Raw genomic sequence first — 26,379 nt, forward strand, 5'->3', positions numbered from 1 at the left:
TTTCAGATCAGCCTTTTAATTATATTTGAAAAATCTCTTCGATATTTTGCTGTGTTTCCAGTCCTATTAACAGTTTAATCCTGGCTTTTTGTCCATTAAGCCCATTTGAAAATATAACCCCCATGTCCTTGAGGTGTTTTCCGCCTCCGTCATAACCATAAACATCTTGTGCAATTCCATTGAAGCAGCGGGAAACCAATACAATCGGAATGTTTTTTTCAGTAAGGGCTTTAATGCCCTCAATTGTGGCCGGAGGCAGATTGCCTTGTCCAAGTGCTTCGATAACAACACCATCGAAATCTAAGTTCCCTATCGCATGAAGCAAAGAAGAATCCATTCCGGCAAAAGCTTTAATGAGTGTGACTTTTTTTTCAACTGTATCCATTGGGTAGTATTCTCTATTTGTCGGCGTGTTATGGAATAATACACCTCTCTTTGTGACTATTCCAATTGGCCCATACTGAGGGCTCTGGAAAGTAGAGACATTACTCGTATGTGTTTTTGTAACATTTTCTGCTGTATGGATTTCATCATTTAAAACGACTAGGACCCCTTTGTCTTTTGCTTCTTCACATGCAGCCACACGAATAGAAGAAATGAGGTTGTAAAGTCCGTCTGAACCGATTTCATTACTCGATCTCATTGCACCTGTAACAACGATCGGAAGGGATGTTTTCACACTTAAGTCCAAAAAGTAGGCTGTCTCTTCTAATGTATCAGTTCCATGGGTAATCACTACGCCGCTAATCTCTTCCTTTGCAAGGCTGTTTTCAATGATTTCCTTTAATTTAAGCATTTCCTTTGGCGTAATATGCGGTGAAGGAAGGTGGAATGGCTCTTCAACCAGTAATTCTGCAAGGGACAGCAGTTCTTTTGTTTTTTCAGTTAATGGATTATTATCTGTTGGTTTTACGGCACCTGTTGCTGCATCCTCGCTCATTGAAATGGTGCCTCCTGTGTGTATAACAAGTATCTTTTTTTTCTCCATGTGAATCCCCCAATTTTCGCTTTGAAAAATAAATATGAAGTGAAATATTTCTTTTCCAATATTTGAATAATCATTTTAATTCTCTCTATATCATGATACGATTAAGAAAACAGATTGAAAAGAGGACAGCTCATGCTGGGAATATTATCCGCTGGCATCGCGCCGGGACTGGCACTATTAAGTTATTTTTATTTAAAAGATCAATATGAGTCAGAACCCATATCAATGGTTTTTAAAACTTTTTTGTTTGGTGCCTTGCTTGTGTTCCCCATCATGTTCATTCAATATGTTTTAGAAGCTGAAGGGGTGCTCCAGTCCAGTTTTGCGGATGCTTTTCTATCATCAAGCATGCTTGAAGAGTTCTTTAAATGGTTTATATTATTCTATACTATTTATCAGCATATAACCTTTGATGAACCATATGATGGAATTGTGTATGGTGCCTCTGTATCACTCGGCTTTGCTACTGCAGAAAATATCTTCTATCTCATCGGGCTAGGGGTGGAACACGCACTTGGGAGGGCCTTGCTCCCGGTTTCCAGTCATGCTCTCTTCGGTGTTATCATGGGCTATTATATAGGAAAAGGAAAATTCTCGGCAACATCTACAAGAAAATGGATAGCCTTTTCACTTTTTATACCTTTTCTCCTCCACGGTATTTACGACTATATCCTTATTTCCCTAAAACATTGGATCTTTATCATGTTTCCTTTTATGATCTTCCTTTGGTGGCTGGGCTTAAGAAAAGTAAAAAAAGCAAGGGCTCATAGCGTAAGGCATATGAATAATCAATTTGAAATACAGAAAACTCTCCATTCCTGATGGAGGGTTTTTTTATAAAGATAAGAATGTATAAATTCTGAAGTTAGATAACTGTCTAGCTCCAGCGCCTACCCCCTCGATGTCACAAGCTTGTCTTGTTTCGGCTCCTAGGGACTCGGGATCATAAGCCGTTTCCTTCCAGAAGGAAATACGCCTTCTTACAGGAACCGTCTTATGCCTGAGGCCCGCAGGACAAGGAAGGCTTCGTCAGCATAAACATCGCACGACCAAAAGCTACAGCTTTTGGGAGGATGCGGGTCATGCAGACGTTGCCACAGGACGTGGCGCTCTTAGTCTGCGTTCTTTGAAAGAGCAGTCGCCTCCGCATTTCGGGCAATCCTCCCAAAAAGGCAAAGAACGCCTTTCCAGGAGGCTCGTCTTGTGCTTGTCGGGGGTGGGCAAGGCGCTTGCGCTTTTCTTATTTGCCGGCAACCTTAATAAATGATTCAAGTTATTGAATAAAAAGCCAGGGACTACAAAAAATAGGGTCAATGATAAAAGATTGACTTTTGGAGGTTATAATCCATGAAAAAGAAATTTATGGCTGGAAAGGTGTTACTCATAATCTCCCTTTGTGTTCTGGGAATTCCATTGAGCGGGAATATGGAAAAAGCCAATGCCTTTTCAAATCAGGTGATTCAGCACGGGGCTGTAGGTGACGATGTAATAGAACTTCAATCCCGACTGCAGTATCTAGGCTTTTACAATGGGAAGATTGATGGAGTCTTTGGGTGGGGAACCTATTGGGCACTTAGGAACTTCCAATATGAATTTGGACTTCCCATTGACGGGCTTGCAGGCCAGGAAACAAAAAACAAGCTCGTGAAAGCATCTAAATATAATGAACAATATGTGAAAGAACAAATCAATAAGGGCAATAAATTTACCCATTATGGCGGGGTGGAAACTGAAAAGCAGACTAAGCCTCAGCAAGGGTCAACGGGGGGAACAGCACAGCAGCAGGAAGCTCCCAAACAGCCCACTGCTTCAAATGTCCCTAATGGATTCTCGGAAAATGATATTCAGCTAATGGCCAATGCAGTCTATGGAGAATCAAGAGGAGAACCTTATACAGGCCAGGTGGCAGTTGCTGCAGTTATCTTAAACCGTGTAAACAGTGCTTCATTCCCAAATACTGTTTCTGGTGTTATTTTTGAGCCTCGTGCTTTTACTGCCGTTGCCGATGGCCAGATATGGCTAACGCCGAATGAGACGGCAAAAAAAGCAGTGCTGGATGCGATTAATGGATGGGATCCGACAGGAGAGGCGCTGTATTATTTTAATCCGGATACCGCTACAAGCGGATGGATTTGGACACGGCCGCAAATCAAGCGGATTGGAAAACATATATTCTGTAAATAGAGGGGTGAATAATCATGCTTAGAGGAATTCTTATTGGGGTACTTGCGCTGGGTGTTGCCGGTACAGCGTTTTGGGGTTATCAGGAACACCGGGAGAAAAATGCAATCCTCATTAATGCTGAAAATAATTATCAAAGAGCATTTCATGATTTAACTTATCAAGTCGATCTATTGCATGACAAAATCGGAACAACGTTAGCGATGAATTCGAGAGCTTCACTATCACCTGAATTGGCAGAAGTATGGAGATTGACTTCAGAAGCCCACTCGGATGTAGGCCAGCTGCCTCTGACACTTCTTCCTTTCAATAAAACCGAAGAGTTTCTATCCAATATCGGAGATTTCAGTTATCGGACAGCAGTAAGAGACTTAGAGAAGGAGCCATTATCGGAAAAGGAATACCAAACGCTCAAACAGCTTTATAAGCAATCTGCGGATGTTCAGCAGGATTTACGTAAAGTACAGCATATGGTTCTTGAAAAAAACTTAAGGTGGATGGATGTGGAAATGGCTCTCGCGTCCAATAAAGAACCTGCAGATAATACAATCATAGATGGCTTTAAAACAGTGGAAAAAACAGTTGAAGGCTATGGAGAGACAGACTTTGGGCCTGCATTTGTAAATATGCAGAAAAAGGATGAAAACTACAAATATCTGAAGGGCAAAGAAATAACAGAAAAAGAAGCTGCACGTATTGGTCAGCATTATGCAGGTTTGGGAAAGAATGTGAATATCAGAGTAACGGAAAACGGCAAAGGATCTGATTACGGGTTTTTCAGTGTAAGTATCCAAAACAAGAAAACAAATGAAGAAGCAAACATGGATATTACCAAAAAAGGCGGCTATCCAATCTGGTTTATCCTCGACCGGAAAGTGGCGAAACAAAAAGTAAGTCTTAATGAAGCAAGCAATAATGCAGTTAAATTTCTTAAGGACAATGGTTTTAAAGACCTGGATTTATTCGAAAGTGCCCAATATGACAATTTAGGGGTATTCACCTTCGTGTCGAATCAGGATGGTGTAAGAATTTATCCAGACTCCATTCGTGTGAAAATTGCGCTTGACAATGGCAGCATGACTGCTTTTTCTGCTGAGGATTATTTAAAATCTCATCACCAGCGTGAAATTCCTGAGCCTGCAATTACTGCAGAAGAGGCAAGATCCAGGGTGAATCCGCAGCTGAAGGTCATGGAAGACAGGCGTGCAATAATTATTAACGATTTGAATCAGGAAGTTTCCTGTTATGAATTTATGGGCACACTGGGTGAAGATACCTACAGGATTTATATAAATGCAGAAACTGGACAGGAAGAAAAAGTAGAAAAGCTTAAGAATGCAGAACCAATATATGAAGATGTAGTGTAGAGAAAGCCGGATAGGCTTTCTTTTTTTATTTGGCTATTTTCGAAGGTTTGTTGATTTTTGTATTTTTTTTGCAGAATTGATTGAAGCGAGCAGCCTTGAGCGGAAAATCGACGGACAGCATTGAGAGGTGAAGAACAGTAATCTATTCAAAATAACTGAGTCTTTTTGCCTATAAAGAAATAAAAATGTTATTGCAGGATTCTTATATAGCGTTCATAATTAAATGACAAGATTATCCTTTTATTATGGGGAAGTGTGGAAGTGTGATAAATATTGGTGAAGCATTGATGCTCGAATTGACGTACTCTGAAAAACCTGAGAATTATAAATGCAAGCTTGCCGAAAGAGAAGGAAATAACCTATATATTGATTATCCAATAAATCAGGAAACGAATAAAACTGCATTTCTGGTCGATGGTACTCAGCTGAAGGCTACCTTTTTGGCTGATGATGGAACAGTATACCTTTTCGAAAGCGAGGTTCTCGGAAGAGTTAAGCAAAAAATCCCGATGATGATTTTATCATATCCCGGGGATGAACATTTAGTGAAAATTCAAAGGCGGCAGTTTGTACGGGTTGAAACACCTGTTGATGTTGCAATCCATGCGGTAAATAAAGAGTTTACTCCTTTTGTATCCGTTACGGATGATATAAGTGCAGGCGGGGCTGCAATCATCGCTAAGATGGACAATTCCTTAAAAGCCAATATGCAAATACTTACTTATTTCGTATTAGCCATGCAAAACGGTGTAAATTATTATTTGAAGCTTAAAAGTAAAGTAATAAGAGTTTCTGAACCAAGAAATGGTATATCGCTTATTTCTGTACAGTTCATGGATATAACCCCGCAGGATAGGCAAATGCTTCTGCGATTTTGTTTCGATAGGCAATTGGCCATGAAGAAAAAAGGCCTGGAAAAATGAATAAAGGAATATTTTTTATATTCATCTCTCATAATAGATGGTGAAGTCTATGGCTAAATTTTATATTTCAGTTGGAGAGATGGCAATGATGAAAACGGTAGAGAGGATTATTCTTAAGTTAATAATTGTGCAATTTGTTTTCCTGCTGATCACTCAATTTTTCTTTCATCATATGGATGCTTTTCCGGAATTAAAGCAGCTGACACAGTATGAAGGTGTCACAGATCAGAATTTTACTGAGCTGCTTGAAACTTTCAGGAAAAATAATTAGCAGGCAGGCGCCTGCTTATTTTTTTGTGGTGAAATTTTTAAAGACTGCTTTTAAAAATTTGTAAGACTTAAAATACAGCTTATTTATGCACTGAAGCAGACTTCTTATGTTAAAATAAAGCGGAATAAACCTGGGGAAAAAGCGGCCAGGGTTACACAGGAGGAACTATGAGTAAACGTATATCAATCGCAATTGACGGCCCAGCTGCTGCAGGGAAAAGTACAGTAGCAAAGATCGTGGCGGAGAAATTATCTTACATATATATTGATACTGGTGCCATGTATCGAGCCTTGACTTATAAAGCAATTCAGAAAAATGCAAGCCTTGAAGATGAAGCCTCTCTTATGGAGATTTTAAACAATACAGTTATTGAACTGCAGCCAGGTGAAAAAGGGCAGCTAATTTATATGGACGGCCAGGATGTGACAAATGAAATCAGGACTTCTGAAGTGACAAATTCTGTTTCCGTTGTCTCCATGCATAAGCTGGTTAGGGAAGAAATGGTTTCGCGCCAGCAAAGCTTTGCTTTAAATGGAGGAGTGGTAATGGATGGCAGGGATATCGGAACACATGTCCTGCCCCATGCAGAAGTGAAGGTTTTCCTTCTGGCTTCTGTCGATGAAAGAGCTCTTAGGCGGCATAACGAAAATATCCAAAAGGGATATTCATCTGACCTGGACAAGCTGAAAGAGGAAATCTCTCTTAGGGACAAGCTGGATTCTGAACGTGAAATAGCTCCATTAAGAAAAGCGGCTGATGCAAAAGAGATTGATACAACATCCTTGTCAATTGGGCAGGTAGTCGACAGGATAATGGATCTGGCTATTGAAAGGATTGGTTCTAAGTGAATCTCTACGCTTTTGCCAAAGCGGCAGTCTATGGAGTACTAAAACCCATTTACAGATTTGAAGTAATCGGAAAGGAGAACTTTCCGGAAGAAGGCGGAGTTCTCCTTTGCTCTAATCATATAGATAATCTGGATCCTCCCGTAGTCGGCATTAATGCACCAAGGCCAGTATATTTTATGGCCAAAGAAGAGCTTTTTAATGTTCCGGTCCTCGGGAAAATTGTTCCCCATCTAAATGCTTTTCCTGTCAAAAGAGGAATGAGTGACAGGGAAGCATTAAGAAAAGGTCTTGGAATTCTAAAAGAAGGAAATGTTTTAGGTCTGTTTCCGGAGGGTACTAGGAGTAAAACGGGACAGCTGGGAAAAGGGCTGGCCGGAGCAGGTTTTTTTGCTCTCAGATCGGAAGCGCATGTTGTTCCTTGCGCCATTATTGGTCCTTATAAAGCTTTTTCAAAATTAAAAGTTGTTTACGGGAAACCAATTAATATGAAAGAGCTCAGAGAAAGAAAGGCATCAGCGGAGGAAACCACCGATATGATTATGTCTGAAATCCGTAAATTAATTGAAGATTACTCTTAGACCTTCTTGCTTGACAAAAAACTTCTTTTGTAAGAAGTTAGTAAAAAGGCATTTTTTTAAAAGGCGAAAATATTCGAAAAATAAGGCTTTCCTTTACTGAACAATTTTATAATCAAAAACAGTTGAAAAATAGCCTGCAAATAATTAGCCATTCGAGTATTTCTGCTGCTGACACAGGGTTCTTGCCTGGATGGCAGGCAGTTGAATACAGATTAAAAATTTGAAAGCAGCCATTGGATTAAGGAGGAATACATATGTCAGAAGAAATGAATCAAGTAGAAGTTAAAAATTTTGAGGTGGGTGACAAGGTAAAAGGCCAAGTTACCAAGGTTGAAGAAAAGCAAGTCATCGTTGATCTTGCTGACAGCAAACTGGATGGGATTATCCCAATCAGCGAGCTTTCAAGCCTGCACATTGAAAAAGCCGGCGATGCGGTATCTGAAGGGGATCAACTCGAGCTTGAGGTTTTAAAAGTCGAGGAAGATGCTCTTATTCTTTCAAAGCGTAAAGTTGATGCCGGTAAGTCATGGGAAACTCTCGAAAAGAAATTCAATGAGGGTGAAGTTTTTGAAGCAGAAATAAAAGATGTAGTTAAAGGCGGATTAGTAGTAGACCTGGGGGTTCGCGGATTTGTTCCTGCTTCCCTGGTTGAAGCTCATTTTGTTGAAGATTTTACTGACTATAAAGGCAAAACGATGACATTTAAAATTGTTGAGCTTGATAAAGATAAAAATCGCCTGATTCTTTCGCATCGTGCTGTAATAGAGGAAGAAAAAGGCAAGCAGAAACATCAAGTGCTGGAGTCCCTTCAGGCAGGCCAGATTCTGGATGGAACAGTTCAAAGAATTACTGACTTTGGAGCATTTGTTGATATCGGCGGAATCGATGGACTTGTTCATATTTCCCAGCTTTCCTATGAGCATGTGGAAAAGCCTTCAGATGTTGTCGAGGAAGGCCAAAAAGTAAAAGTGAAAGTATTAAGCGTTGACCGCGACAATGAACGCATTTCACTATCCATTAAGGAGACTCTGCCTGGACCATGGGATAACATCAGCGAGAAGGCTCCTAAAGGCAGCACACTTGATGGAACAGTAAGAAGACTTGTTTCATACGGAGCATTTGTTGAAGTTTTCCCTGGTGTTGAAGGACTTGTCCATATTTCTCAAATTGCTCATAAGCATATCGGAACTCCACATGAAGTTCTAAGCGAAGGACAGGAAGTGAAAGTGAAGGTTCTTGATGTGAACGAACAGGATCAGCGTCTGTCATTGAGCATTAAAGATCTTCTTGAAAAAGAGCAGGAAGAAGTGACTGACTATGAACTTCCTGAAGAAACAAAAGGCTTCTCGCTTGGTGATATGATTGGCGACCAGCTAAAGAATTTAAAAAAGTAATGGTGATAAATTGTGTCCAGATCAAAACGTAAATGGGATCATATCCAGCATGCTTTAGCAACAGGCCAGAGCAGCAATACCGGTTTAGCGGATGTTGCTTTTGTACATCAAAGCCTTCCTGATGCGTTTCTGGATCAGGCAGATTTAGGCACTTCAATTGGCGAACTTTCATTAAGTTCGCCAATTTTTATAAATGCCATGACAGGAGGCGGAGGAGAAAGAACGGTTCAAATTAACCGGGATCTCGCCTTGGCTGCCAAATCAACAGGCCTTGCTATGGCAGTAGGGTCTCAGATGTCTGCACTTAAGGATCCAAGTGAAGCAGAATCCTACAGGATTGTCAGACGAGAAAACCCCCGAGGCATTATTTTTGGCAACTTAGGAAGTGAAGCTACAATCGATCAGGCAAAAGCAGCAGTTGATATGATTGAAGCAGATGCACTGCAAATTCATTTAAATGCTGTACAGGAATTGACCATGCCGGAAGGGGACCGTGATTTTCGCGGTGCATTAGAAAGAATTGAAAATATCGTCGCCCATTCCGAAGTTCCAATAGTAGTAAAAGAAGTAGGGTTTGGCATAAATAAAGAAGCAGCTTCAATGCTTGCTTCCGTCGGCGTTACAGGCATTGATATCGGCGGTTTTGGAGGAACAAATTTCTCCCGTATTGAAAATGCAAGAAGAGATAGGCTGTTAACGTTTTTCGATGAATGGGGAATACCGACAGCTGTCTCCATTGCAGAAGCTTCATCTTTAAAAGCAGGCGTTTCTGTTATTGCTTCCGGGGGCATTCGGACAAGCCATGAAATAGCAAAGGCAATTGCACTTGGTGCAGGAGCTGCTGGGATGGCGGGATTCTTTTTAAAGGTCCTGATGAAAGAAGGACTTGAGGCACTTATCGAAGAGATTAACAGTATTCATTCTGAATTGAAGATGATCATGACTGCCTTGGGGGCTAAAAGCATTGCGGAACTCCAGCAGTCTCCTATTATTATATCTGGAAGAACCCACCATTGGCTGAATGAACGCGGAATTGATACAAAAGCATATTCCAGGCGGACCATCAAAAAATAGCTCTCGTCATTTGACGAGAGCTATTTTTTTCATTCTGGCTGCAGTGCATAGCAAGGCGCAGCAGCTTTTCTTAACTGTATTTCGAATCATTCAGAGATCTGGCTTCTTCGGGACTCTGCATCTTGGAAGCTCCAGGATAGTGAAGTGCCTGGTCGCGATCGGACTCCACTTTTCCGCTATTTTTCAGCTTTCTTTCCTGTCTGTCTTTGCCCATATTTAACACCTCCATGTTATTAAGATGAAGTGACCGGAAGAGAATTATGCAAAAAAAGGCATCTGGGATTCTAAAGGCGCAGCTTTTGAACTTACAGGGTTAATTTACATACGAAGTAGGCATAATGGAAATGATAGGAGGTAGAGGATGGAAGGATTATTTTTTTATTGGATTTCCTGGATGGTTTGGATTATGGCGACTTTTTTTATGGCTCGAACTAATAAATTCAGGTTTTTATTGTCTGCCTGGATCTTATGTTTAATGATCCTGTCACCCTTGACACTTAATATCCTTAATTATGAAATTGGCATCGCTGGACTTTTTCTGCTTGTATCACTATATATTTACGCCGGGAGACTAAAAAAACTGAGCAAACTTTATTTCCTTTTTTGCACATTCATCCTGATGATGGCCTATGTCACATTTCACCTTTTTGAACTGTTTGATCCTGTTTGGGTGATTTTTTCCCGGGAATGGATGCTTTCTGTCCTTATGGTTTATATGGCTGTACTCCTGCAAAAAAACAGAATGCTCAGGCTGCCGTTAATATTGCTCGGGGGAATCCAGGGAGAATTTCTATATGCCTTTATCCTTAAACCATTTTCCTTTCCGTATACGATTGGGTCATTGGCCTTTTTGGATATTATGGGCATTTCAATTTCCATATCTGCTTTATGGATTGCAGTACATTGGACGGTCAAATATATTGAAGCCAACTTTAAACATTTTGAAAGGGAGAAACAAAAATTGTCATGAGTGAATACACGTACCCGATCCTTTTTGGTCTGGCAACAGGAACCTTGACCCGTATTTATATGCTTCGGACCGATTACCGTCAATACCCTACATATTTGCATGGGAAAATTATACATGTTGCACTGGGATTCATTGCTGCAGGCCTGGGAACTGTAGCTATTCCTTCAATTATGGAGGAAGACTTCACAGCCATCACCTTTCTGACTCTTGCAGCATCCCAGTTTAGAGAAGTCAGAAATATGGAGAGAAACACACTTACTGAGCTGGACAGCTATGAAATGGTTCCAAGAGGCAAAACATATATAGAAGGTGTAGCAATAGCCTTTGAAAGCAGGAATTATCTTGTAATCTTCACATCATTGCTTAGTACTCTAGGCTATCTGCTGTTTAATATATGGGGAGGTCTTGCGGCAGCCGTTCTTGCCATACTGATTTGCACGAAATTAATGTCGGGTGGAAAGCTGAAGGATATTGTTGATGTTGAATTTATGGAACCGCGTTTTGATGGAGCGGGCTTGTATGTGGACAATATTTACATTATGAATATAGGCTTGCCTGAAAGGCAAGAGGAAGTGCTCCGATATGGCATGGGATTTATTTTAAATCCAAAAAATTTCAATGCCCGGTCCACTATTGCCAATCTGGGACAGAGGCAGGCTATATTGCATGATGTTTCTACGGCTTTGGGTGTTTACCGGGATTCCGGGACTCCTGCGCTTGTTCCTCTGGCGAAAAGGGATCTGGATGATGGGCGTGTAGGAGTATTTGTTTTGCCCCAGGAAAAGGATATTAATAAAGCCCTAAAAGTCATTGAAGCAGTCCCGACACTCGAAAATGCGATTAGGATGCCTTCTGAACGGCAAACGAACGGGAAAGGAAGTTAGTTTATGGTGCTTGAAAAATACATACTGGCTGCAATTACAACAAATCCATCCAAGATACCTTCAGGAACTGCTGTTTTTCATTGTGAAGATAAAAAAGAAATGGAAATCATTGCAGCCAATCTTGAAGCAATTCTAGACGGAATTGCCCATGCCTTAACAGAAGAACTATATGTAATTGTTAAGCATTAAAGGAGGTTTCCAAGTTTTTCATTGCCGTGAAGGTTTCTCTTTGTTAAAATATCTAAGTTAGACCCTTCTATCTGTGAGAAGGGTTTATTTTATAAATGTAAAGCGCTTTGGATGGTTTTAACATCAATGTAGTGTTATTGTGGACAGCCATCTGTATGCTTACTTTAAGTAACAGGCATTTCTGTAACATAGACTCAAAGTTAAACAATTTAAGAATAAAGAATCGAAAGGGTGATGTTCATGGCAAAACCAGTTTTGGCTATTGTCGGGCGTCCTAACGTTGGAAAATCAACGATATTTAACAGAATTGTAGGAGAACGGATATCAATTGTCGAAGATATTCCGGGAGTGACCAGGGACAGAATTTATAGTTCTGCAGAATGGCTGACTCATGATTTTAATATTATTGATACAGGCGGAATTGATATTGGGGACGAGCCATTTTTAGAGCAAATTCGTCTTCAGGCAGAAATTGCGATAGATGAAGCAGATGTCATTGTCTTTCTTGTGAACGGAAGAGAGGGTGTCACAAGCGCAGATGAAGAAGTTGCGAAAATTTTATATAAAGCCAAAAAGCCTGTAGTTCTTGGTGTGAATAAAATCGATAACCCTGAGATGCGGGATTTGATTTATGACTTTTATGCACTTGGCTTTGGTGAGCCGTTTCCGATTTCAGGTTCCCATGGTCTTGGTCTTGGAGACTTGCTTGATGAAGCTGCCAAGCATTTCCCAAAACATGGCCAAAGTGAATATGGAGAAGATGTCATTAAGTTTTCATTAATTGGCCGTCCGAATGTCGGGAAATCCTCCCTTGTAAATGCAATGCTTGGCGAAGAACGGGTCATTGTCAGCAATATTGCAGGCACTACAAGAGATGCAATCGACTCGAAGGTGAAAGTGGATGGACAGGAATATGTCATCATTGATACTGCGGGTATGCGAAAAAAAGGGAAAGTGTATGAAACAACAGAAAAATATAGTGTACTAAGAGCTTTGAGGGCAATTGAACGTTCCGATGTTGTCCTGGTGGTCATTGATGGGGAAGAAGGAATCATTGAACAGGATAAGCGCATAGCCGGTTATGCTCATGAAGCAGGCAGAGCTGTTGTTATCGTTGTCAATAAGTGGGATGCTGTTGAAAAAGATGAGAAAACAATGAAGGCATTTGAACAAAATATCCGTGAGCATTTTCAATTCCTGGATTATGCACCTGTTGTTTTCCTTTCTGCCAAAACGAAAAAGCGTATTCATACACTTATTCCAATGATTAACACAGCAAGTGAAAATCATTCTTTGCGTGTTGAAACAAGCGTCCTGAATGATGTTGTCATGGATGCTGTTGCAATGAATCCGACGCCAACAGATAAAGGAAGACGCCTCAGAATTTATTACACCACACAGGTTGCTGTAAAGCCGCCGACATTTGTTGTGTTTGTCAATGATCCTGAACTTCTTCATTTTTCTTATGAAAGGTTCCTGGAAAACCGAATCAGGGACGCTTTTGGTTTTGAAGGCACACCTATTAAGATATTTGCAAGGGAAAGAAAATAATGCGATAACTCCGGCCGGATAGCTTTATAATGTGTCTGGCTGCAGAATCGGATGAATTTTTGATGCATCCAAATACATTAAAAGGCAGTGATCAAATGGAGCGGAAAAAAGAAAGCGTAGCTGTAGCTGGTGCCGGCAGCTGGGGTACTGCCCTGGCGATGGTGCTTGCAGATAATGGGCATGATGTCAGACTTTGGGGCCATAATCCTGATCAGATAGAGGAAATTAATAAGCACCATACTAATCAAAAATATTTATCAGGGATACAGCTGCCTGCAGAAATAAAAGGATACACATCGCTTGAAGAGGCTTTAACCGGAACAGATACGCTGATTTTGGCAGTTCCGACAAAGGCCATTCGTGAAGTAATGGGGAAGATCAAGGGAATTAGAAGAGAGCCCATAACTATTGTACATGTAAGTAAAGGAATTGAACCTGATTCACTTCTCAGGATATCTGAAATGATTGAAGAGGAAATGCCCGGAGATCTTCTGGACAGTGTAGTTGTGCTATCTGGCCCAAGCCATGCGGAAGAAGTTAGTCTCAGACATCCGACAACTGTAACAGTATCATCAAAAAATATGAATGCTGCCGAAAAAATTCAGGATCTGTTTATTAATAACAATTTCAGAGTATATACCAACCCAGATATCATTGGAGTGGAAATTGGCGGTGCTTTGAAAAATATTATTGCCCTTGCTGCGGGAATTACAGATGGCTTAGGTTATGGAGACAATGCAAAGGCAGCTCTGATAACGAGAGGTCTTGCTGAAATTGCCCGTCTCGGAATGAAGATAGGGGCAAGTCCGCTTACTTTCTCCGGATTAGCTGGAATCGGGGATTTGATCGTTACATGTACTTCGGTCCATTCACGCAATTGGAGAGCAGGCAACCTTCTTGGAAAAGGACATAATCTGCAAGAAGTCCTGGATAATATGGGCATGGTCGTAGAGGGTGTCAGAACAACAAAAGCAGCACATCAGCTGGCTCAAAAATATGACGTAAAAATGCCTATTACCAATGTTCTGTATGATGTCCTTTTTAATAATGTAAATGCGAAGGATGCTGTTGATCTTCTGATGGCAAGAGGGAAAACACATGAGATGGAAGACCTTGCTAACGTTTTGGAAGATCAAAGCGGGAATAAAAAAATCTGATATCTATATAAATTTAAAAATATAGGCATTAGATGATGCGAGACAGCAGGTTCCTGCATACAATGCAACGAAGCAAACTAGTGTAATGAACAGGGTGCTGGGTTATTTAGTCAAATGGCTGAGGTAAAGAATTGCCCCTTCTTTGCCTCAGTTTTTTTTGTCTTCATTTTTTCGTGATGAAAAGCTTTTAGATTTATCCATTTAATATGGTATAATACACTTCGGAAAAGGGAGTTGATTTGTATGTCGCCGGCTTTAATGAAAATGTGGATATCCCTTGCTTCGATGGGATTCATGTTTTTATCCATAATATTGATTTATCTTAGCCGCTACAAGCTGAAAGCTGGAGTTTTTAAGGTTATAACAGCTATCGTTGCCTACTTTTTAATGATAATAAGCGGAATTATTATAGTGATTGTCGTGTTCAGCGGTCCGACAAGCAGCTAGCACTTTTACATAAAGGGTTGATTACATGAAAAAAGCTATTAACTTGTTTTTGCTTTTACTAAGCTGTGCTTTGATTCTGACAGGCTGTATGTACCCTAAAGAGAAATTATCTCAAAACCAGATAGCCTATAAGGATCAGATTCAGTCTGTACAGTCTGCAGTGGATCAATATAGGGAAGCAAATGGAGGTCTCCTGCCAATAAAAACCAAGGGCCAGACAACGCCTATCTATCAAAAGTATCCAATTGACTTCAAGAAAATTGCTCCGGAATACATGGCAGAACCCCCTGGAAATGCTTTTGAATCCGGAGGAGTTTTTCAATATGTGATTGTTGACGCAGAAACAGATCCGAAAGTGAAAATTTTTGATTTAAGAATTGCGGAAACAATCAGGGATATTAACCTGAGGGTTAAGGCACATGGATTCCCGCCATATAAAGAGCAAATTGCTGAAAATGTTTATACAATGGATTTCAAAAAATTAGGATTTAAGGAAGAGCCAAAAGCCCTCAGTCCGTATAGCGGCCAGAGCCTTCCATACGTCGTAACCGGAAATGCTGAGGTATATGTAGATTATCGGGTTGATTTGTATAAGGTATTGGAGAATAAGAAGAACAAACCTGAACCTGGAAAGGATATTAGAAATCTTCTTGTGGAGGATTCTGATTTTGTTCCCGCCTATTCACTGCCTTATACAATTGAGCACGGCACAAATGATCCAATCTTTTTGGTGAAATAGTCATAACCCTTCTCCTGCAAAATATATTGTAGGAGAAGGGTTATTTTTTATTTATTTTTATAACCACTCTTCAACTAATGACTAAAAGCATAAAGGCAAAGAAATAAAGGCGCAGGTGAGTTTGTAAATAAAAAAGGAAATTTGGAATGGCCTGCTGTCCATTCCAGACTGTTATAGGTTTGAAGATTCTCCAGCTGGGCTGACAGGTGCAGTGCACTTTCCTAGATAGGGGGGCAAAAAAGAAAAAAACTGTCATAACAATGTAGGACAACATCATACACATATAATGTCCAAACATAATAGATAGGATAATATTATCCCATTAACTCAAGATTTCAGGAGGGGATCACTTGGAAAAGGTTGATATTTTTAAAGATATTGCCGAAAGAACTGGCGGCGATATATATTTCGGAGTAGTTGGCGCAGTTCGCACCGGCAAATCTACATTTATAAAAAAGTTCATGGAATTGGTTGTACTGCCAAATATGGAAAACGAAGCAGAACGTGCCCGCACACAGGATGAGCTTCCCCAAAGTGCTGCCGGCAAGACAATTATGACCACAGAACCGAAATTTGTTCCTAACCAGGCTGCTACAGTTCATGTAGCAGAAGGGCTGGATGTAAATATCAGGCTTGTGGACTGTGTGGGTTATACAGTGCCGGGAGCGAAGGGCTATGAAGACGAAAATGGCCCGAGAATGATCAATACACCATGGTATGAAGAGCCGATTCCTTTTCACGAAGCTGCTGAAATAGGAACAAGAAAGGTGATTCAGGAGCATTCTACAATCGGAGTGGTAATTACAACAGACGGAACAATTGGGGAGATACCGCGGGCAAACTATATTGAGGCTGAAGAAAGAGTTATTGAGGAGTTAAAGGAAGTTGGCAAGCCGTTTATCATGATCATTAACAGCGTCCAGCCTCATCACCCAAATACGGATGCCCTCAGAAATGATCTTGCTGAAAAATATGATATCCCTGTCCTGGCCATGAGCGTAGAGGGCATGAGAGAATCAGATGTATTAAATGTTATGCGTGAAGCTCTTTACGAGTTCCCGGTACTGGAAGTGAATGTAAATCTTCCAAGCTGGGTAATGGTGCTGCATGAAGATCACTGGCTTCGTGAAAGCTATCAGGAAGCAGTTAAAGAAACGGTTAAGGATATTAAGAGGCTAAGAGATGTTGACCGTGTGGTCCATCAATTCAGCGACTTTGAATTCATTGACCGGGCAGGCCTTGCAGGAATTGAAATGGGGCAGGGAGTAGCCGAAATTGATTTATATGCGCCGGACGATCTTTACGATGAGGTCCTTAAAGAGATAGTGGGTGTTGAAATCCGCGGAAAAGACCACTTGCTTGAGCTGATGCAGGAATTTGCCCATGCTAAAGCAGAGTATGACCAAATTTCCGATGCACTGAGAATGGTGAAGCAAACCGGCTACGGCATTGCTGCTCCTTCACTGGCTGATATGAGCCTCGATGAACCGGAAATTACACGTCATGGATCACGCTTTGGTGTAAGGCTTAAGGCTGTTGCTCCATCCATTCATATGATAAAAGTAGATGTGGAATCTGAGTTCTCTCCTATCATCGGAACGGAAAAGCAAAGCGAAGAACTCGTCCGCTACCTGATGCAGGACTTTGAAGATGATCCGCTTTCAATCTGGAACTCCGACATCTTTGGACGCAGCCTCAGCTCCATCGTAAGAGAAGGAATTCAGGCAAAATTGTCCCTAATGCCTGAAAACGCAAGATATAAACTCAAAGAGACTTTAGAAAGAATCATCAACGAAGGCTCTGGCGGATTAATTGCCATAATCCTTTAATGAAGGCTCCTTTTGGAGTCTTTTTTTATTGGCGGCGGAATGAGTCGAGATCTGTGCCAACCTCGGACAAAGATGGGGAAATCCAGTGCTCAGAGTCAGAACCGCGTCCAGCTTCGGACAACGAAAAGGGAAAATCCAGTGCTCAGAGTCAGAACCTGTGCCAACTTCGGACACAAAAGGGGAAAATCCAGTGCACAGAGTCAGAACCCGTGCTAACTTCGGACACAAAAAGGGAAAATCCAGTGTACTGAGTCAGTATCTGCGCCAACTTCGGACATAAAAAGCTAAAATCCAGTGTTCTAAGTCCGAACCCAGAGCACCTTAAAGGAAATGGAAAACCTTGCAATTTGAAAAAATATGTTTCAACCCGCACGCTTAGGGTATTAAAACCAGGTCAGCGTATTACAAATATGTTGCAGATAAGAAAAGATTCCCATTAAATCATGAAATATTCTTGATAACAGCATTTGATTGTGATAATCTTTTAACAGAATTACCGTTATGGCGGCCAAACCCTTATTTTAAAAGGGTTTATAATGATTTTTTGATTGAAAAATTTCAATTTATCATTTAATATAAGGCTTGTTAAACAAAAACACGCCATAACGTATAGAATTCAGTAATTTTGTTTACAAATGTATGTAAGGAATCTTATTTTACTGGGTTTTATCCATATTTGGGAGGAGGTGAAAGGCATGAACAAAACAGAACTAATTAACGCAGTTGCTGAGGCTGGCGAACTTTCTAAAAAAGACGCGACTAAAGCAGTTGATGCTGTTTTCGATACAATCCTTGATGCTTTGAAAAATGGTGATAAGGTACAACTAATCGGTTTCGGAAACTTTGAAGTTCGCGAACGTGCTGCCCGCAAAGGACGCAACCCGCAAACTGGCGAAGAAATCGAAATCGCTGCAAGCAAAGTTCCTGCTTTCAAACCAGGCAAAGCGCTTAAAGATGCAGTTAAATAATCTACATACAAGTGCTTAAAGCTTATGCTTGAGCTAAAAACCGCGATATATTCGCGGTTTTTTCTTTTTTTGCGTTACTGGCCCTTAAAAAGCAGAGGATTCACCCTGTTCCTGGTATTTTATTTGAACTCTTAGAAAGAAGTTTCAGTTTTGCCTGAATGAGGGGGTTATGCTAATATGAACATATTATTACCACAGTGTTAATACATAGGAGGCATAATTATGGCAGAGGTAAATCGTGCCCAGATCGAAGATGCGGTGCGTTTAATATTGGAAGCAATCGGTGAAGATCCAAATCGGGAAGGACTTCTTGATACACCAAAGCGAGTCGCTAAAATGTATGAAGAAGTTTTTATGGGACTGAACCAGGATCCTAAAGAATACTTTGAAACAGTATTTGGCGAAGACCATGAAGAGCTTGTTTTAGTTAAAGATATTCCATTCTACTCTATGTGTGAGCATCATCTTGTGCCTTTCTTTGGGGTTGCCCATGTAGCTTACATCCCGCGGAATGGCAGAGTAACAGGGTTAAGCAAACTTGCCAGAGCTGTAGAGGCAGTTGCGAAACGTCCTCAGCTTCAGGAACGCATTACATCTACTGTAGCAAATTCGATCCTGGAAAAGCTTGAGCCGCATGGTGTGATGGTTGTTGTGGAAGCAGAGCATATGTGCATGACAATGCGCGGAGTTAAAAAGCCCGGTTCAAAAACGGTGACATCAGCAGTAAGAGGCGTATTTGCAGAGGATGCAAGAGCACGTGCAGAAGTCCTCTCACTGATAAAACAATAATATGGACTCTGTTTATGAATGAATTTAGGCAATAAACAGGTCAAAGGCTGAAAGATAAAACTTTTAGCCTTTTTTTGTAAATAATTATCAATCACCAACATTTAGCAAAGGATGGTATGAATGGAAAAGAAGAATCCATCAGGAAACGATTATATTGTAATTAAAGCAAAAGAAGACGGTGTTAATGTAATAGGGTTAACAAGAGGATCCGATACAAGATTCCACCATTCAGAAAAACTTGACCAGGGAGAAGTCATGATTGCGCAATTTACTGAGCATACTTCTGCGATTAAGATCCGGGGGAATGCCAGGATCATGACTAGCTATGGAGAACTTGAAAGTGAGGCTAAGAAATAGCTTTCCCCTGGAATTGAAGGGCAGAATATTTTCATAAGATAATGTCCTGACATGTTCCTGTTATTTATGATATAATTGTCTCTGCTTGATTAATTCTCTTGAATACAAGATACCGGGTAAAAGGTTTTTTTGCCCGTTTTATATTTAATAGGAAACCATGAATTGGCTAAAAATAGATAATAATGTGTAAGGCGTTTTGTATCCGTTCTCTTTGTCGCAGTATTCACATGGAGAAATAGCGGTTGGGAAAAGAAAATTAAGGGGAAACAAGGGTGATGGCATGCATGATGTGAAGATTAAATTAGCAGATGTGAAAGAACAGATTGAAAAAAAAGTTAACCACCCTTATCTGCTCAGGTATATTGATTCACCTGTTATTGATGAAGACAAGCTTCTGCTTTTTATCTCTTTACTTGATGATGTGCAGATACCTGAATCAAAAGCAGAAAAATATGCAGTAACTGCAATGCTTATCCAAATCGCCCTTGATACCCACGAACTTGTTAAGAACGATGAATCTGAAGACAAAGGTCTTAAACATAGACAGCTTACTGTCCTTGCTGGTGTTTATTACAGCGGATTATATTACAAGATTCTCGCAGCTTTTGATGATATCAACATGATCAGGGTCTTCGCAGATGGGATCAAAGATGTAAATGAGCATAAAATTTCTCTATATCAGAAATCTCCTGAAGCGGTCGACACTCTGATGAGTTCAGTCAGGAAAGTAGAGGCTTCACTTTTTGAAAAGCTGGCTGATGCATTCAGCAAAACAGCATGGAAAGACGTAATATCCAATCTTTTATTCATTAAGCGCCTGATTATGGAGAAGCAGCAGTTCATGAAGGAAGGCACCTCAATTGTTTTTGAAGCGCTTAAAAAGCTGACTTTCCCAAAAGTGAAAGAGATGTCTGCTGAGCAGCGGAAATATTTAATTCTCATTTGCGACAGGTATATTGATTTTTCAAGGAATATTGTCGATCAATCACTGCTTAAATTTCCTATGGCAAATGAATTATTAGAGCAGCGTATTCACTGCATTTTCAATAATAATCAGTCTGTGGCTAAAACTTTTGTGGAAGAAGGATAAAATATGCAGCAATCAAAAGAAGAACGTGTTCATAGCGTATTTGAAAAGATTTATGGCAACTACGATAAAATGAATTCGGTTATCAGCTTTCAGCAGCATTTAAGATGGCGCAAAGATACAATGAAAAAGATGAATGTTCAAAAAGGTGCAAAAGCGCTTGATGTATGCTGCGGTACAGCCGATTGGTCCATTGCGCTCGCTGAAGCCGTAGGTGAAAGCGGTAAAGTGACAGGCTTGGATTTCAGCAAAAATATGCTGAAAATCGGTGAGGAAAAAATCAAGGAGCGGAAACTGAAGCAAGTTGAGCTTGTCCATGGTAATGCAATGGAGCTTCCTTTCGCTGACAATTCCTTCGATTATGTTACAATCGGTTTTGGTCTGCGCAACGTTCCGGATTACCTGCAGGTGTTAAAAGAAATGCACCGTGTTGTAAAGCCGGGGGGGTTAGCAGTTTGTCTGGAGACTTCTCAGCCAACAATGTTCGGATACAAGCAGGCATATTATTTCTACTTCCGCTTTATTATGCCTATGTTCGGAAAGCTTTTTGCCAAAAGTTTTAATGAATATTCCTGGCTGCAGGAATCTGCGAGAGACTTTCCCGGGATGAAAGAACTTGCAGGAATGTTCGAGAAAGCAGGCTTTAATAACGTTACATTCAAGCCTTATAGCGGCGGAGTGGCTGCCGTACACATTGGAACGAAATAAAAATAATAACTTGTTCTGTATGTTTCTCATGGAAGATAGAGAATAGATCAGACGGGATCGATAAGCTGGGTGAGTAATCAATGAAATTGAAAATGATGTATTCATTTTTAAATTCAGATTTAAATGTTATAGAAAACGAGCTGGAGGAGACGATTAAAGCTGAGTCTCCCCTATTGCATCAGGCTTCCCTGCATCTGCTGCAGGCCGGGGGGAAAAGAATCCGCCCAGTTTTCGTTTTGCTGGCTGCGAAGTTCGGAGAATACGATATTGATAAAATTAAAAACGTAGCTGTATCACTGGAGCTTATCCATATGGCGTCGCTTGTCCATGATGATGTTATTGATGATGCAGAACTGCGCAGGGGACAGCCTACCATCAAAGCAAAATGGGATAATAAAATTGCCATGTATACCGGTGATTATATTTTTGCGCGTGCACTGGAATTAATTACAAATGTGGAAAATCCGCATGCCCATAAAATTCTCTCTCATACACTTGTGGAGCTGTGTATAGGCGAAATAGAGCAAATTAAAGATAAGTATAACTATGACCAGAATATCAGGACATATTTCCGGAGAATTAAAAGGAAAACAGCCATGCTGATTGCTGTGAGCTGTCAGCTTGGAGGAATTGCGGCTAATGTAGAGGAAGATATACATAGAAAACTTTTTAAATTCGGCTATTATGTGGGAATGTCCTATCAGATCATCGACGATGTCCTGGATTTTGTCGGTACAGAAAAAGAACTTGGCAAGCCGGCAGGAGGAGATCTCCATCAGGGAAACATTACCATTCCTGCTTTATTTGCAATGGAGGATCATAGAATCTCCGAACAAATCAGGAGAGTCCACGAAGGAACTGAAAGAAGTGATATAGAGAACATAATTGCCTTGGTCAAAGACTCCGGTGCAATTGAAAAGTCTCTTCAAATTAGTGATAAATATCTGCAGAAAGCTTTAGGGGTACTCGAAGAGCTGCCTCATTCCAGGTCTAAGAAAGCTTTACGGGATATTGCAAAATTTATAGGCAAAAGAAAATTTTAATTTACTGTATCTATTGCCAGCACTCTACCGGGTGCCGGCAATTTCTGTTTTTGGGAAGTTAAAATTAAAAGCGCTTTCAAATTTCTGTTGCTAAATTTTCAAAACAATGTTAATATTTTCGTGGATTAACATTATAACTATACATAAGTTTTAGGAGTGGAATTCAATGGAAAGAACTTTTTTAATGGTTAAACCAGACGGTGTACAGCGCAATTTAATCGGGGAAATCGTTTCCCGTTTCGAAAAGAAAGGCTTTCAGCTAGTAGGCGGCAAGCTAATGAGCATTAGCCAGGAACTTGCGGAAGAGCATTATGGAGAGCATAAAGAGCGTCCATTCTTTGGAGAGCTTGTTGACTTTATTACATCCGGACCAGTTTTCGCAATGGTGTGGGAAGGTGAAAATGTTATCGCAACAGCTCGTCTGATGATGGGTTCAACAAATCCTAAAGATGCTGCTCCAGGAACTATCCGAGGAGATTTCGGCATTACAGTTGGAAAAAATGTAATCCATGGATCCGATTCACCTGTAAGTGCAGAACGTGAAATTGGCCTTTTCTTCAAAGAAGAAGAGAAAGTGGAATACAAAAAATTAATGAATGACTGGATTAACTAATTTATTTAAAAGTACTTGTCCATGACAAGTGCTTTTTTTGTAACCGAATTCATTATTTCAGCTGGATGGATATAACGATAAAAAAAAACTCACCGATAATATCAGAGGGGAAATAGAATGGCAGACGATTATCAGGAATTTATTCAAAATATAAAAAGAAAAACAGGAATTGATCTTTCTCTGTACAAAGAAGCTCAAATGAAGAGAAGGCTCATATCCCTGTATGAGAAAAAAGGCTTTCAATCATTTGGAAGTTTTTTTAGCGCGATAGTCAATAATAGAGAACTGCTGAATGACTTTTTGGACAGGATGACAATAAATGTTTCCGAATTTTACCGGAATGCACAAAGGTGGGAGGTGCTCGAAAAAAATATTCTGCCCGGACTATTAGATCAAAATAGGAATCTGAAAATCTGGAGTGCAGCCTGTTCCACTGGTGAAGAACCTTATACAATTGCCATGATTTTATCAAAAATGCTGCCAATGTCCGAAATCAGGATAACTGCAACTGATATTGATGAAAATGCCCTGGCAAGGGCACGGATGGGTATTTACCCTGAGCGTTCGCTAAATGAAGTTCCTGACATGATGAAACAAAAGTTTTTTCAGCGCGAAGGAAGTTTCTATAAAATATCCGAGGATATAAAAAGGACAGTAACCTTTAAAAAGCAAAATCTCCTTTCAGATGATTTTGGCGGTCCGTATGATCTTATCGTATGCAGGAACGTTCTAATATATTTTACAGAGGAAGCAAAGGATCAGCTTTATCATAAATTCAGCGGTGCATTAAGAAAAGATGGGATATTCTTTGTTGGAAGCACTGAACAGATTTTTAACTCAGGCCGCTATCAACTGGCATCTGCTGAAACTTTCTTTTATAGAAAAGAATAATAAACAAGGAGGATGATTATTTGGTCATCCTCTTTTTCTTTTGTTTTTTAGTTTGGTAGTAAATAACTATTCGTGTTAAAATGGCTCCATTCATAAGAAGAAATAAAATATTATAGGAATTTTCAATTTTATCTATTCTTATATTTATCATTATGTTATATTGATACATAATCCTTTAATGAGTTGAAGGGGGAAAGAGTTTTGAGATATCTTACATCTGGTGAATCTCACGGACCGCAGCTGACTACTATAATAGAGGGACTGCCAGCAGGAATGCCGCTCGTAGATTCAGATATAAACGAAGAGCTTGCCAGACGCCAGAAAGGTTATGGCAGAGGCAGAAGGATGCAAATTGAAAAAGATACTGTTCAAATAACAGCGGGGATCAGACATGGATACACACTGGGATCCCCGGTAGCACTCGTTGTTGAGAATAATGATTGGAAGCACTGGACAAAAATTATGGGCCAGGATCCTCTTAATACTGAGGATGAGGCAGAAGTGAAAAGAAAAATTTCCCGTCCTCGCCCAGGCCATGCTGACTTAAATGGAGCACTAAAATATGGACACAGGGATATGAGAAATGTTTTGGAGCGTTCTTCAGCCAGAGAAACCACAGTAAGAGTGGCTGCCGGTGCAGCTGCAAAAAAACTGCTTTCTCAGCTGGGGATTGAGGTTGCAGCACATGTTATTGAAATTGGCGGTGTTGTTTCAGGCCAAAGAGATTATTCTTCACTTAAGGAGTTAAAGAAAATTACAGAAGAATCGCCTGTTCGCTGTCTGGATCAGGCTGCCGCCCAAAAAATGATGGCTGCGATTGATTCCGCTAAGGAAAATGGCGATTCCATTGGCGGAGTAGTGGAGGTTATTGTTGAAGGAATGCCGCCGGGAGTTGGAAGTTATGTACACTATGACCGAAAGCTTGATTCAAAGCTTGCAGGTGCAATGGTGAGCATTAATGCTTTTAAAGGTGTGGAGTTTGGCATAGGTTTCGAGGCTGCAAGGAAGCCTGGAAGTGAAGTTCATGATGAAATCGCATGGGATCCGGATAAGGGCTATTATCGGAAAACGAACCGTCTTGGCGGCTTAGAAGGGGGCATGTCAACGGGAATGCCAATCGTCATCAGAGGAGTAATGAAGCCAATACCGACTCTCTATAAACCGCTGCAGAGTGTCGATATTGAAACAAAGGAACCTTTCTCAGCAAGCATAGAGCGTTCTGACAGCTGTGCAGTGCCGGCAGCTGCAGTCGTTGCAGAAAATGTGATTGCCTGGGAACTGGCTTCAGCCATTGTAGACCAGTTCTATTCTGACCGGTTTGAGACATTAAAAGCGTCTGTTGAACAGCAAAGGCAATTTGCGAGGGAGTTTTAATGAAAAGGATTTTAATCAAAACACCCGATAAAGCCTATCCGGTTTATATAGGGACCGGAGCAATTGAAGGATTGGGATCATATATTAAAGATACTTTTCCAGCCTTGACGAATGTAATGATCATTACCGATGAAACAGTTAGGGACTTACACCTGCCAGAGCTGGAAGCGGCACTTAAGGGGCTGGAGCCAAAAGTCTGTACAGTGCCAAGCGGCGAGAAAGCCAAAACCTTTGAAGTATACTACCAGTGTTTATCATTTGCTCTGGAACAAAAACTTGACCGAAAATCTCTGATCCTGGCATTTGGCGGGGGAGCTGTCGGAGATTTGGCAGGTTTTGTGGCAGCCACATTTATGAGGGGAATACCCTTCATTCAGATTCCAACTACCATCCTGGCACATGATAGCGCTGTGGGAGGAAAAGTTGCCATCAACCATCCTTCAGGAAAAAATATGGTAGGGTCTTTTTACCAGCCCCAGGCAGTATTTTATGACCTTGCGTTTCTTGATTCCCTGCCTCAAAAAGAGCTGCGCTCAGGGTTTGCAGAAGTCATAAAGCATAGCCTTATAGATGATAGAAACTTTTATTTGAACCTTAAAAACAACATCCTTACCCTTGAGAGCCTTCCCTCTGATGAATTAAGCAAGATGCTCACAAAGGGAATAGAGATTAAAGGCAGGATCGTTGCAGAGGATGAAAAGGAAGCCGGGGTTCGGGCATTTTTGAATTTCGGCCATACCCTGGGCCATGCAATTGAAGCGGAGAAAGGCTATGGGGAATGGACACATGGCGAATCTGTTGCAGTAGGTATGCTATTCGCACTTCAATTAAGTAAAACACTGCTGAATCTTTGCTTTGATGTTAACGAATTCAAGCGCTGGCTTGATAAGCTTGGCTACAAAACAGATCTCCCTGAAGATTTATCACATTCAAAACTGCTTGAGCGGATGAAGCAGGATAAAAAATCAGAAGGCCAGAATGTCCGCTTTGTCCTTTTAGAGGAAGTGGGTAAGCCTGTCATATATCAGGTTTCTGATGACCTGATTTTGCGGGAGCTTGATCTTTTTACAAAATAAATAGGCTTGACTATATGACTAAGAGATAAAGTGAAACTTCAATCAGTGGGGGGGCTTTATCCCCCCGCTGATTGTTAGTTGAG

General features: G+C 40.6%; 29 protein-coding genes. 27 read left to right on the forward strand and 2 right to left on the reverse strand.

Translation table 11 applies throughout. From position 1 onward, the window contains the following. Positions 1-19 precede the first annotated feature (19 nt). Positions 20-988, reverse strand: a complete 969-nt coding sequence (locus ACTHRG_RS19610) for an asparaginase (RefSeq protein ID WP_076260430.1) — start codon at positions 986-988, stop codon at positions 20-22. 132 nt (positions 989-1,120) lie between these two features. On the opposite strand from ACTHRG_RS19610, the gene prsW reads away from it, so the two are divergent. The 9 genes from prsW to fni all read left to right on the forward strand — a co-directional run bounded on the left by prsW (position 1,121) and on the right by fni (position 9,624). Next, positions 1,121-1,810, forward strand: a complete 690-nt coding sequence (gene prsW / locus ACTHRG_RS19615) for a glutamic-type intramembrane protease PrsW (protein ID WP_076260433.1) — start codon at positions 1,121-1,123, stop codon at positions 1,808-1,810. 525 nt (positions 1,811-2,335) lie between these two features. Continuing rightward, positions 2,336-3,172 (forward strand): spore cortex-lytic enzyme, encoded by an 837-nt coding sequence (gene sleB / locus ACTHRG_RS19620; RefSeq protein WP_076260435.1) that lies wholly within the window; start codon positions 2,336-2,338, stop codon positions 3,170-3,172. A 14-nt stretch (positions 3,173-3,186) separates the two neighbouring features. Further along, positions 3,187-4,536: a germination protein YpeB gene (gene ypeB / locus ACTHRG_RS19625; protein ID WP_076260437.1), complete on the forward strand. Its 1,350-nt coding sequence runs from the start codon at positions 3,187-3,189 to the stop codon at positions 4,534-4,536. 263 nt (positions 4,537-4,799) lie between these two features. Continuing rightward, positions 4,800-5,459 (forward strand): flagellar brake protein, encoded by a 660-nt coding sequence (locus ACTHRG_RS19630; RefSeq protein WP_076260440.1) that lies wholly within the window; start codon positions 4,800-4,802, stop codon positions 5,457-5,459. Between the two features lie 49 nt (positions 5,460-5,508). Continuing rightward, positions 5,509-5,730 carry a YpfB family protein gene (locus ACTHRG_RS19635; protein ID WP_440231836.1) on the forward strand — a complete coding sequence of 74 codons (222 nt, stop codon included), beginning with the start codon at positions 5,509-5,511 and terminating at the stop codon, positions 5,728-5,730. A gap of 167 nt (positions 5,731-5,897) precedes the next feature. Further along, positions 5,898-6,578 (forward strand): (d)CMP kinase, encoded by a 681-nt coding sequence (cmk, locus tag ACTHRG_RS19640; protein ID WP_076260442.1) that lies wholly within the window; start codon positions 5,898-5,900, stop codon positions 6,576-6,578. After that, positions 6,575-7,156 (forward strand): lysophospholipid acyltransferase family protein, encoded by a 582-nt coding sequence (locus ACTHRG_RS19645; RefSeq protein WP_076260444.1) that lies wholly within the window; start codon positions 6,575-6,577, stop codon positions 7,154-7,156. Before cmk ends, ACTHRG_RS19645 begins: the two co-directional genes overlap by 4 nt. 254 nt (positions 7,157-7,410) lie before the next feature. Next, positions 7,411-8,550 carry a 30S ribosomal protein S1 gene (rpsA, locus tag ACTHRG_RS19650; protein ID WP_076260446.1) on the forward strand — a complete coding sequence of 380 codons (1,140 nt, stop codon included), beginning with the start codon at positions 7,411-7,413 and terminating at the stop codon, positions 8,548-8,550. 12 nt (positions 8,551-8,562) lie between these two features. Beyond that, positions 8,563-9,624: a type 2 isopentenyl-diphosphate Delta-isomerase gene (gene fni, locus ACTHRG_RS19655; protein ID WP_076260448.1), complete on the forward strand. Its 1,062-nt coding sequence runs from the start codon at positions 8,563-8,565 to the stop codon at positions 9,622-9,624. A gap of 70 nt (positions 9,625-9,694) precedes the next feature. Here the strand turns inward: fni and ACTHRG_RS19660 are convergent, their stop codons facing one another. Beyond that, positions 9,695-9,838 (reverse strand): YpzI family protein, encoded by a 144-nt coding sequence (locus ACTHRG_RS19660; RefSeq protein WP_076260451.1) that lies wholly within the window; start codon positions 9,836-9,838, stop codon positions 9,695-9,697. Between the two features lie 147 nt (positions 9,839-9,985). On the opposite strand from ACTHRG_RS19660, the gene ACTHRG_RS19665 reads away from it, so the two are divergent. From ACTHRG_RS19665 to aroB, 18 genes are all read left to right on the forward strand, one after another. After that, on the forward strand, positions 9,986-10,594 hold the full coding sequence (locus ACTHRG_RS19665; protein ID WP_076260453.1) for a YphA family membrane protein: 609 nt from the start codon (positions 9,986-9,988) through the stop codon (positions 10,592-10,594). Next, positions 10,591-11,478 carry a YIEGIA family protein gene (locus tag ACTHRG_RS19670; protein WP_076260456.1) on the forward strand — a complete coding sequence of 296 codons (888 nt, stop codon included), beginning with the start codon at positions 10,591-10,593 and terminating at the stop codon, positions 11,476-11,478. Before ACTHRG_RS19665 ends, ACTHRG_RS19670 begins: the two co-directional genes overlap by 4 nt. Before the next feature lie 3 nt (positions 11,479-11,481). Further along, a complete protein-coding gene (locus ACTHRG_RS19675) occupies positions 11,482-11,667 on the forward strand; it encodes a capping complex subunit for YIEGIA (protein WP_048008161.1) in 186 nt (61 codons plus the stop codon). A gap of 240 nt (positions 11,668-11,907) precedes the next feature. After that, positions 11,908-13,218: a ribosome biogenesis GTPase Der gene (gene der / locus ACTHRG_RS19680; protein ID WP_048008162.1), complete on the forward strand. Its 1,311-nt coding sequence runs from the start codon at positions 11,908-11,910 to the stop codon at positions 13,216-13,218. A 95-nt stretch (positions 13,219-13,313) separates the two neighbouring features. After that, the gene (locus ACTHRG_RS19685; protein WP_440231850.1) at positions 13,314-14,375 is read left to right on the forward strand and encodes an NAD(P)H-dependent glycerol-3-phosphate dehydrogenase; all 1,062 of its coding nucleotides are present in this window, start codon (positions 13,314-13,316) and stop codon (positions 14,373-14,375) included. A 243-nt stretch (positions 14,376-14,618) separates the two neighbouring features. Next, positions 14,619-14,822, forward strand: a complete 204-nt coding sequence (locus tag ACTHRG_RS19690; RefSeq protein WP_035330135.1) for a DUF2768 domain-containing protein — start codon at positions 14,619-14,621, stop codon at positions 14,820-14,822. Between the two features lie 25 nt (positions 14,823-14,847). After that, on the forward strand, positions 14,848-15,561 hold the full coding sequence (locus ACTHRG_RS19695; RefSeq protein ID WP_440231837.1) for a hypothetical protein: 714 nt from the start codon (positions 14,848-14,850) through the stop codon (positions 15,559-15,561). 350 nt (positions 15,562-15,911) lie between these two features. Next, positions 15,912-17,390 (forward strand): stage IV sporulation protein A, encoded by a 1,479-nt coding sequence (spoIVA, locus tag ACTHRG_RS19700; RefSeq protein WP_076260466.1) that lies wholly within the window; start codon positions 15,912-15,914, stop codon positions 17,388-17,390. Between the two features lie 695 nt (positions 17,391-18,085). Continuing rightward, positions 18,086-18,358: a non-specific DNA-binding protein Hbs gene (hbs, locus tag ACTHRG_RS19705; protein WP_009332755.1), complete on the forward strand. Its 273-nt coding sequence runs from the start codon at positions 18,086-18,088 to the stop codon at positions 18,356-18,358. 222 nt (positions 18,359-18,580) lie between these two features. Next, entirely contained in the window at positions 18,581-19,147 is a 567-nt protein-coding gene (gene folE / locus ACTHRG_RS19710; RefSeq protein ID WP_035330138.1) for a GTP cyclohydrolase I FolE, read from the forward strand. A gap of 120 nt (positions 19,148-19,267) precedes the next feature. Next, positions 19,268-19,504, forward strand: coding sequence for a trp RNA-binding attenuation protein MtrB (gene mtrB, locus ACTHRG_RS19715; RefSeq protein WP_048008168.1), 237 nt, complete (start codon positions 19,268-19,270; stop codon positions 19,502-19,504). Between the two features lie 280 nt (positions 19,505-19,784). Further along, positions 19,785-20,594, forward strand: coding sequence for a heptaprenyl diphosphate synthase component 1 (locus tag ACTHRG_RS19720; protein WP_440231838.1), 810 nt, complete (start codon positions 19,785-19,787; stop codon positions 20,592-20,594). Between the two features lie 3 nt (positions 20,595-20,597). After that, positions 20,598-21,299 (forward strand): demethylmenaquinone methyltransferase, encoded by a 702-nt coding sequence (gene menG / locus ACTHRG_RS19725; RefSeq protein WP_440231839.1) that lies wholly within the window; start codon positions 20,598-20,600, stop codon positions 21,297-21,299. A gap of 80 nt (positions 21,300-21,379) precedes the next feature. Continuing rightward, the gene (gene hepT, locus ACTHRG_RS19730) at positions 21,380-22,342 is read left to right on the forward strand and encodes a heptaprenyl diphosphate synthase component II (RefSeq protein WP_440231840.1); all 963 of its coding nucleotides are present in this window, start codon (positions 21,380-21,382) and stop codon (positions 22,340-22,342) included. Between the two features lie 166 nt (positions 22,343-22,508). Further along, positions 22,509-22,955 carry a nucleoside-diphosphate kinase gene (gene ndk, locus ACTHRG_RS19735; RefSeq protein WP_440231841.1) on the forward strand — a complete coding sequence of 149 codons (447 nt, stop codon included), beginning with the start codon at positions 22,509-22,511 and terminating at the stop codon, positions 22,953-22,955. A gap of 117 nt (positions 22,956-23,072) precedes the next feature. After that, positions 23,073-23,846 (forward strand): CheR family methyltransferase, encoded by a 774-nt coding sequence (locus ACTHRG_RS19740; RefSeq protein WP_440231842.1) that lies wholly within the window; start codon positions 23,073-23,075, stop codon positions 23,844-23,846. A 201-nt stretch (positions 23,847-24,047) separates the two neighbouring features. Continuing rightward, complete coding sequence (gene aroC, locus ACTHRG_RS19745; protein WP_076260476.1) at positions 24,048-25,220, forward strand: chorismate synthase; 1,173 nt, start codon at positions 24,048-24,050, stop codon at positions 25,218-25,220. Further along, positions 25,220-26,296, forward strand: coding sequence for a 3-dehydroquinate synthase (gene aroB / locus ACTHRG_RS19750; protein ID WP_440231843.1), 1,077 nt, complete (start codon positions 25,220-25,222; stop codon positions 26,294-26,296). Before aroC ends, aroB begins: the two co-directional genes overlap by 1 nt. Positions 26,297-26,379 lie beyond the last annotated feature (83 nt).

It is taken from the genome of Cytobacillus sp. SAFR-174 (assembly GCF_051964675.1).
In the GTDB taxonomy this organism is placed as follows: domain Bacteria; phylum Bacillota; class Bacilli; order Bacillales; family Cytobacillaceae; genus Cytobacillus.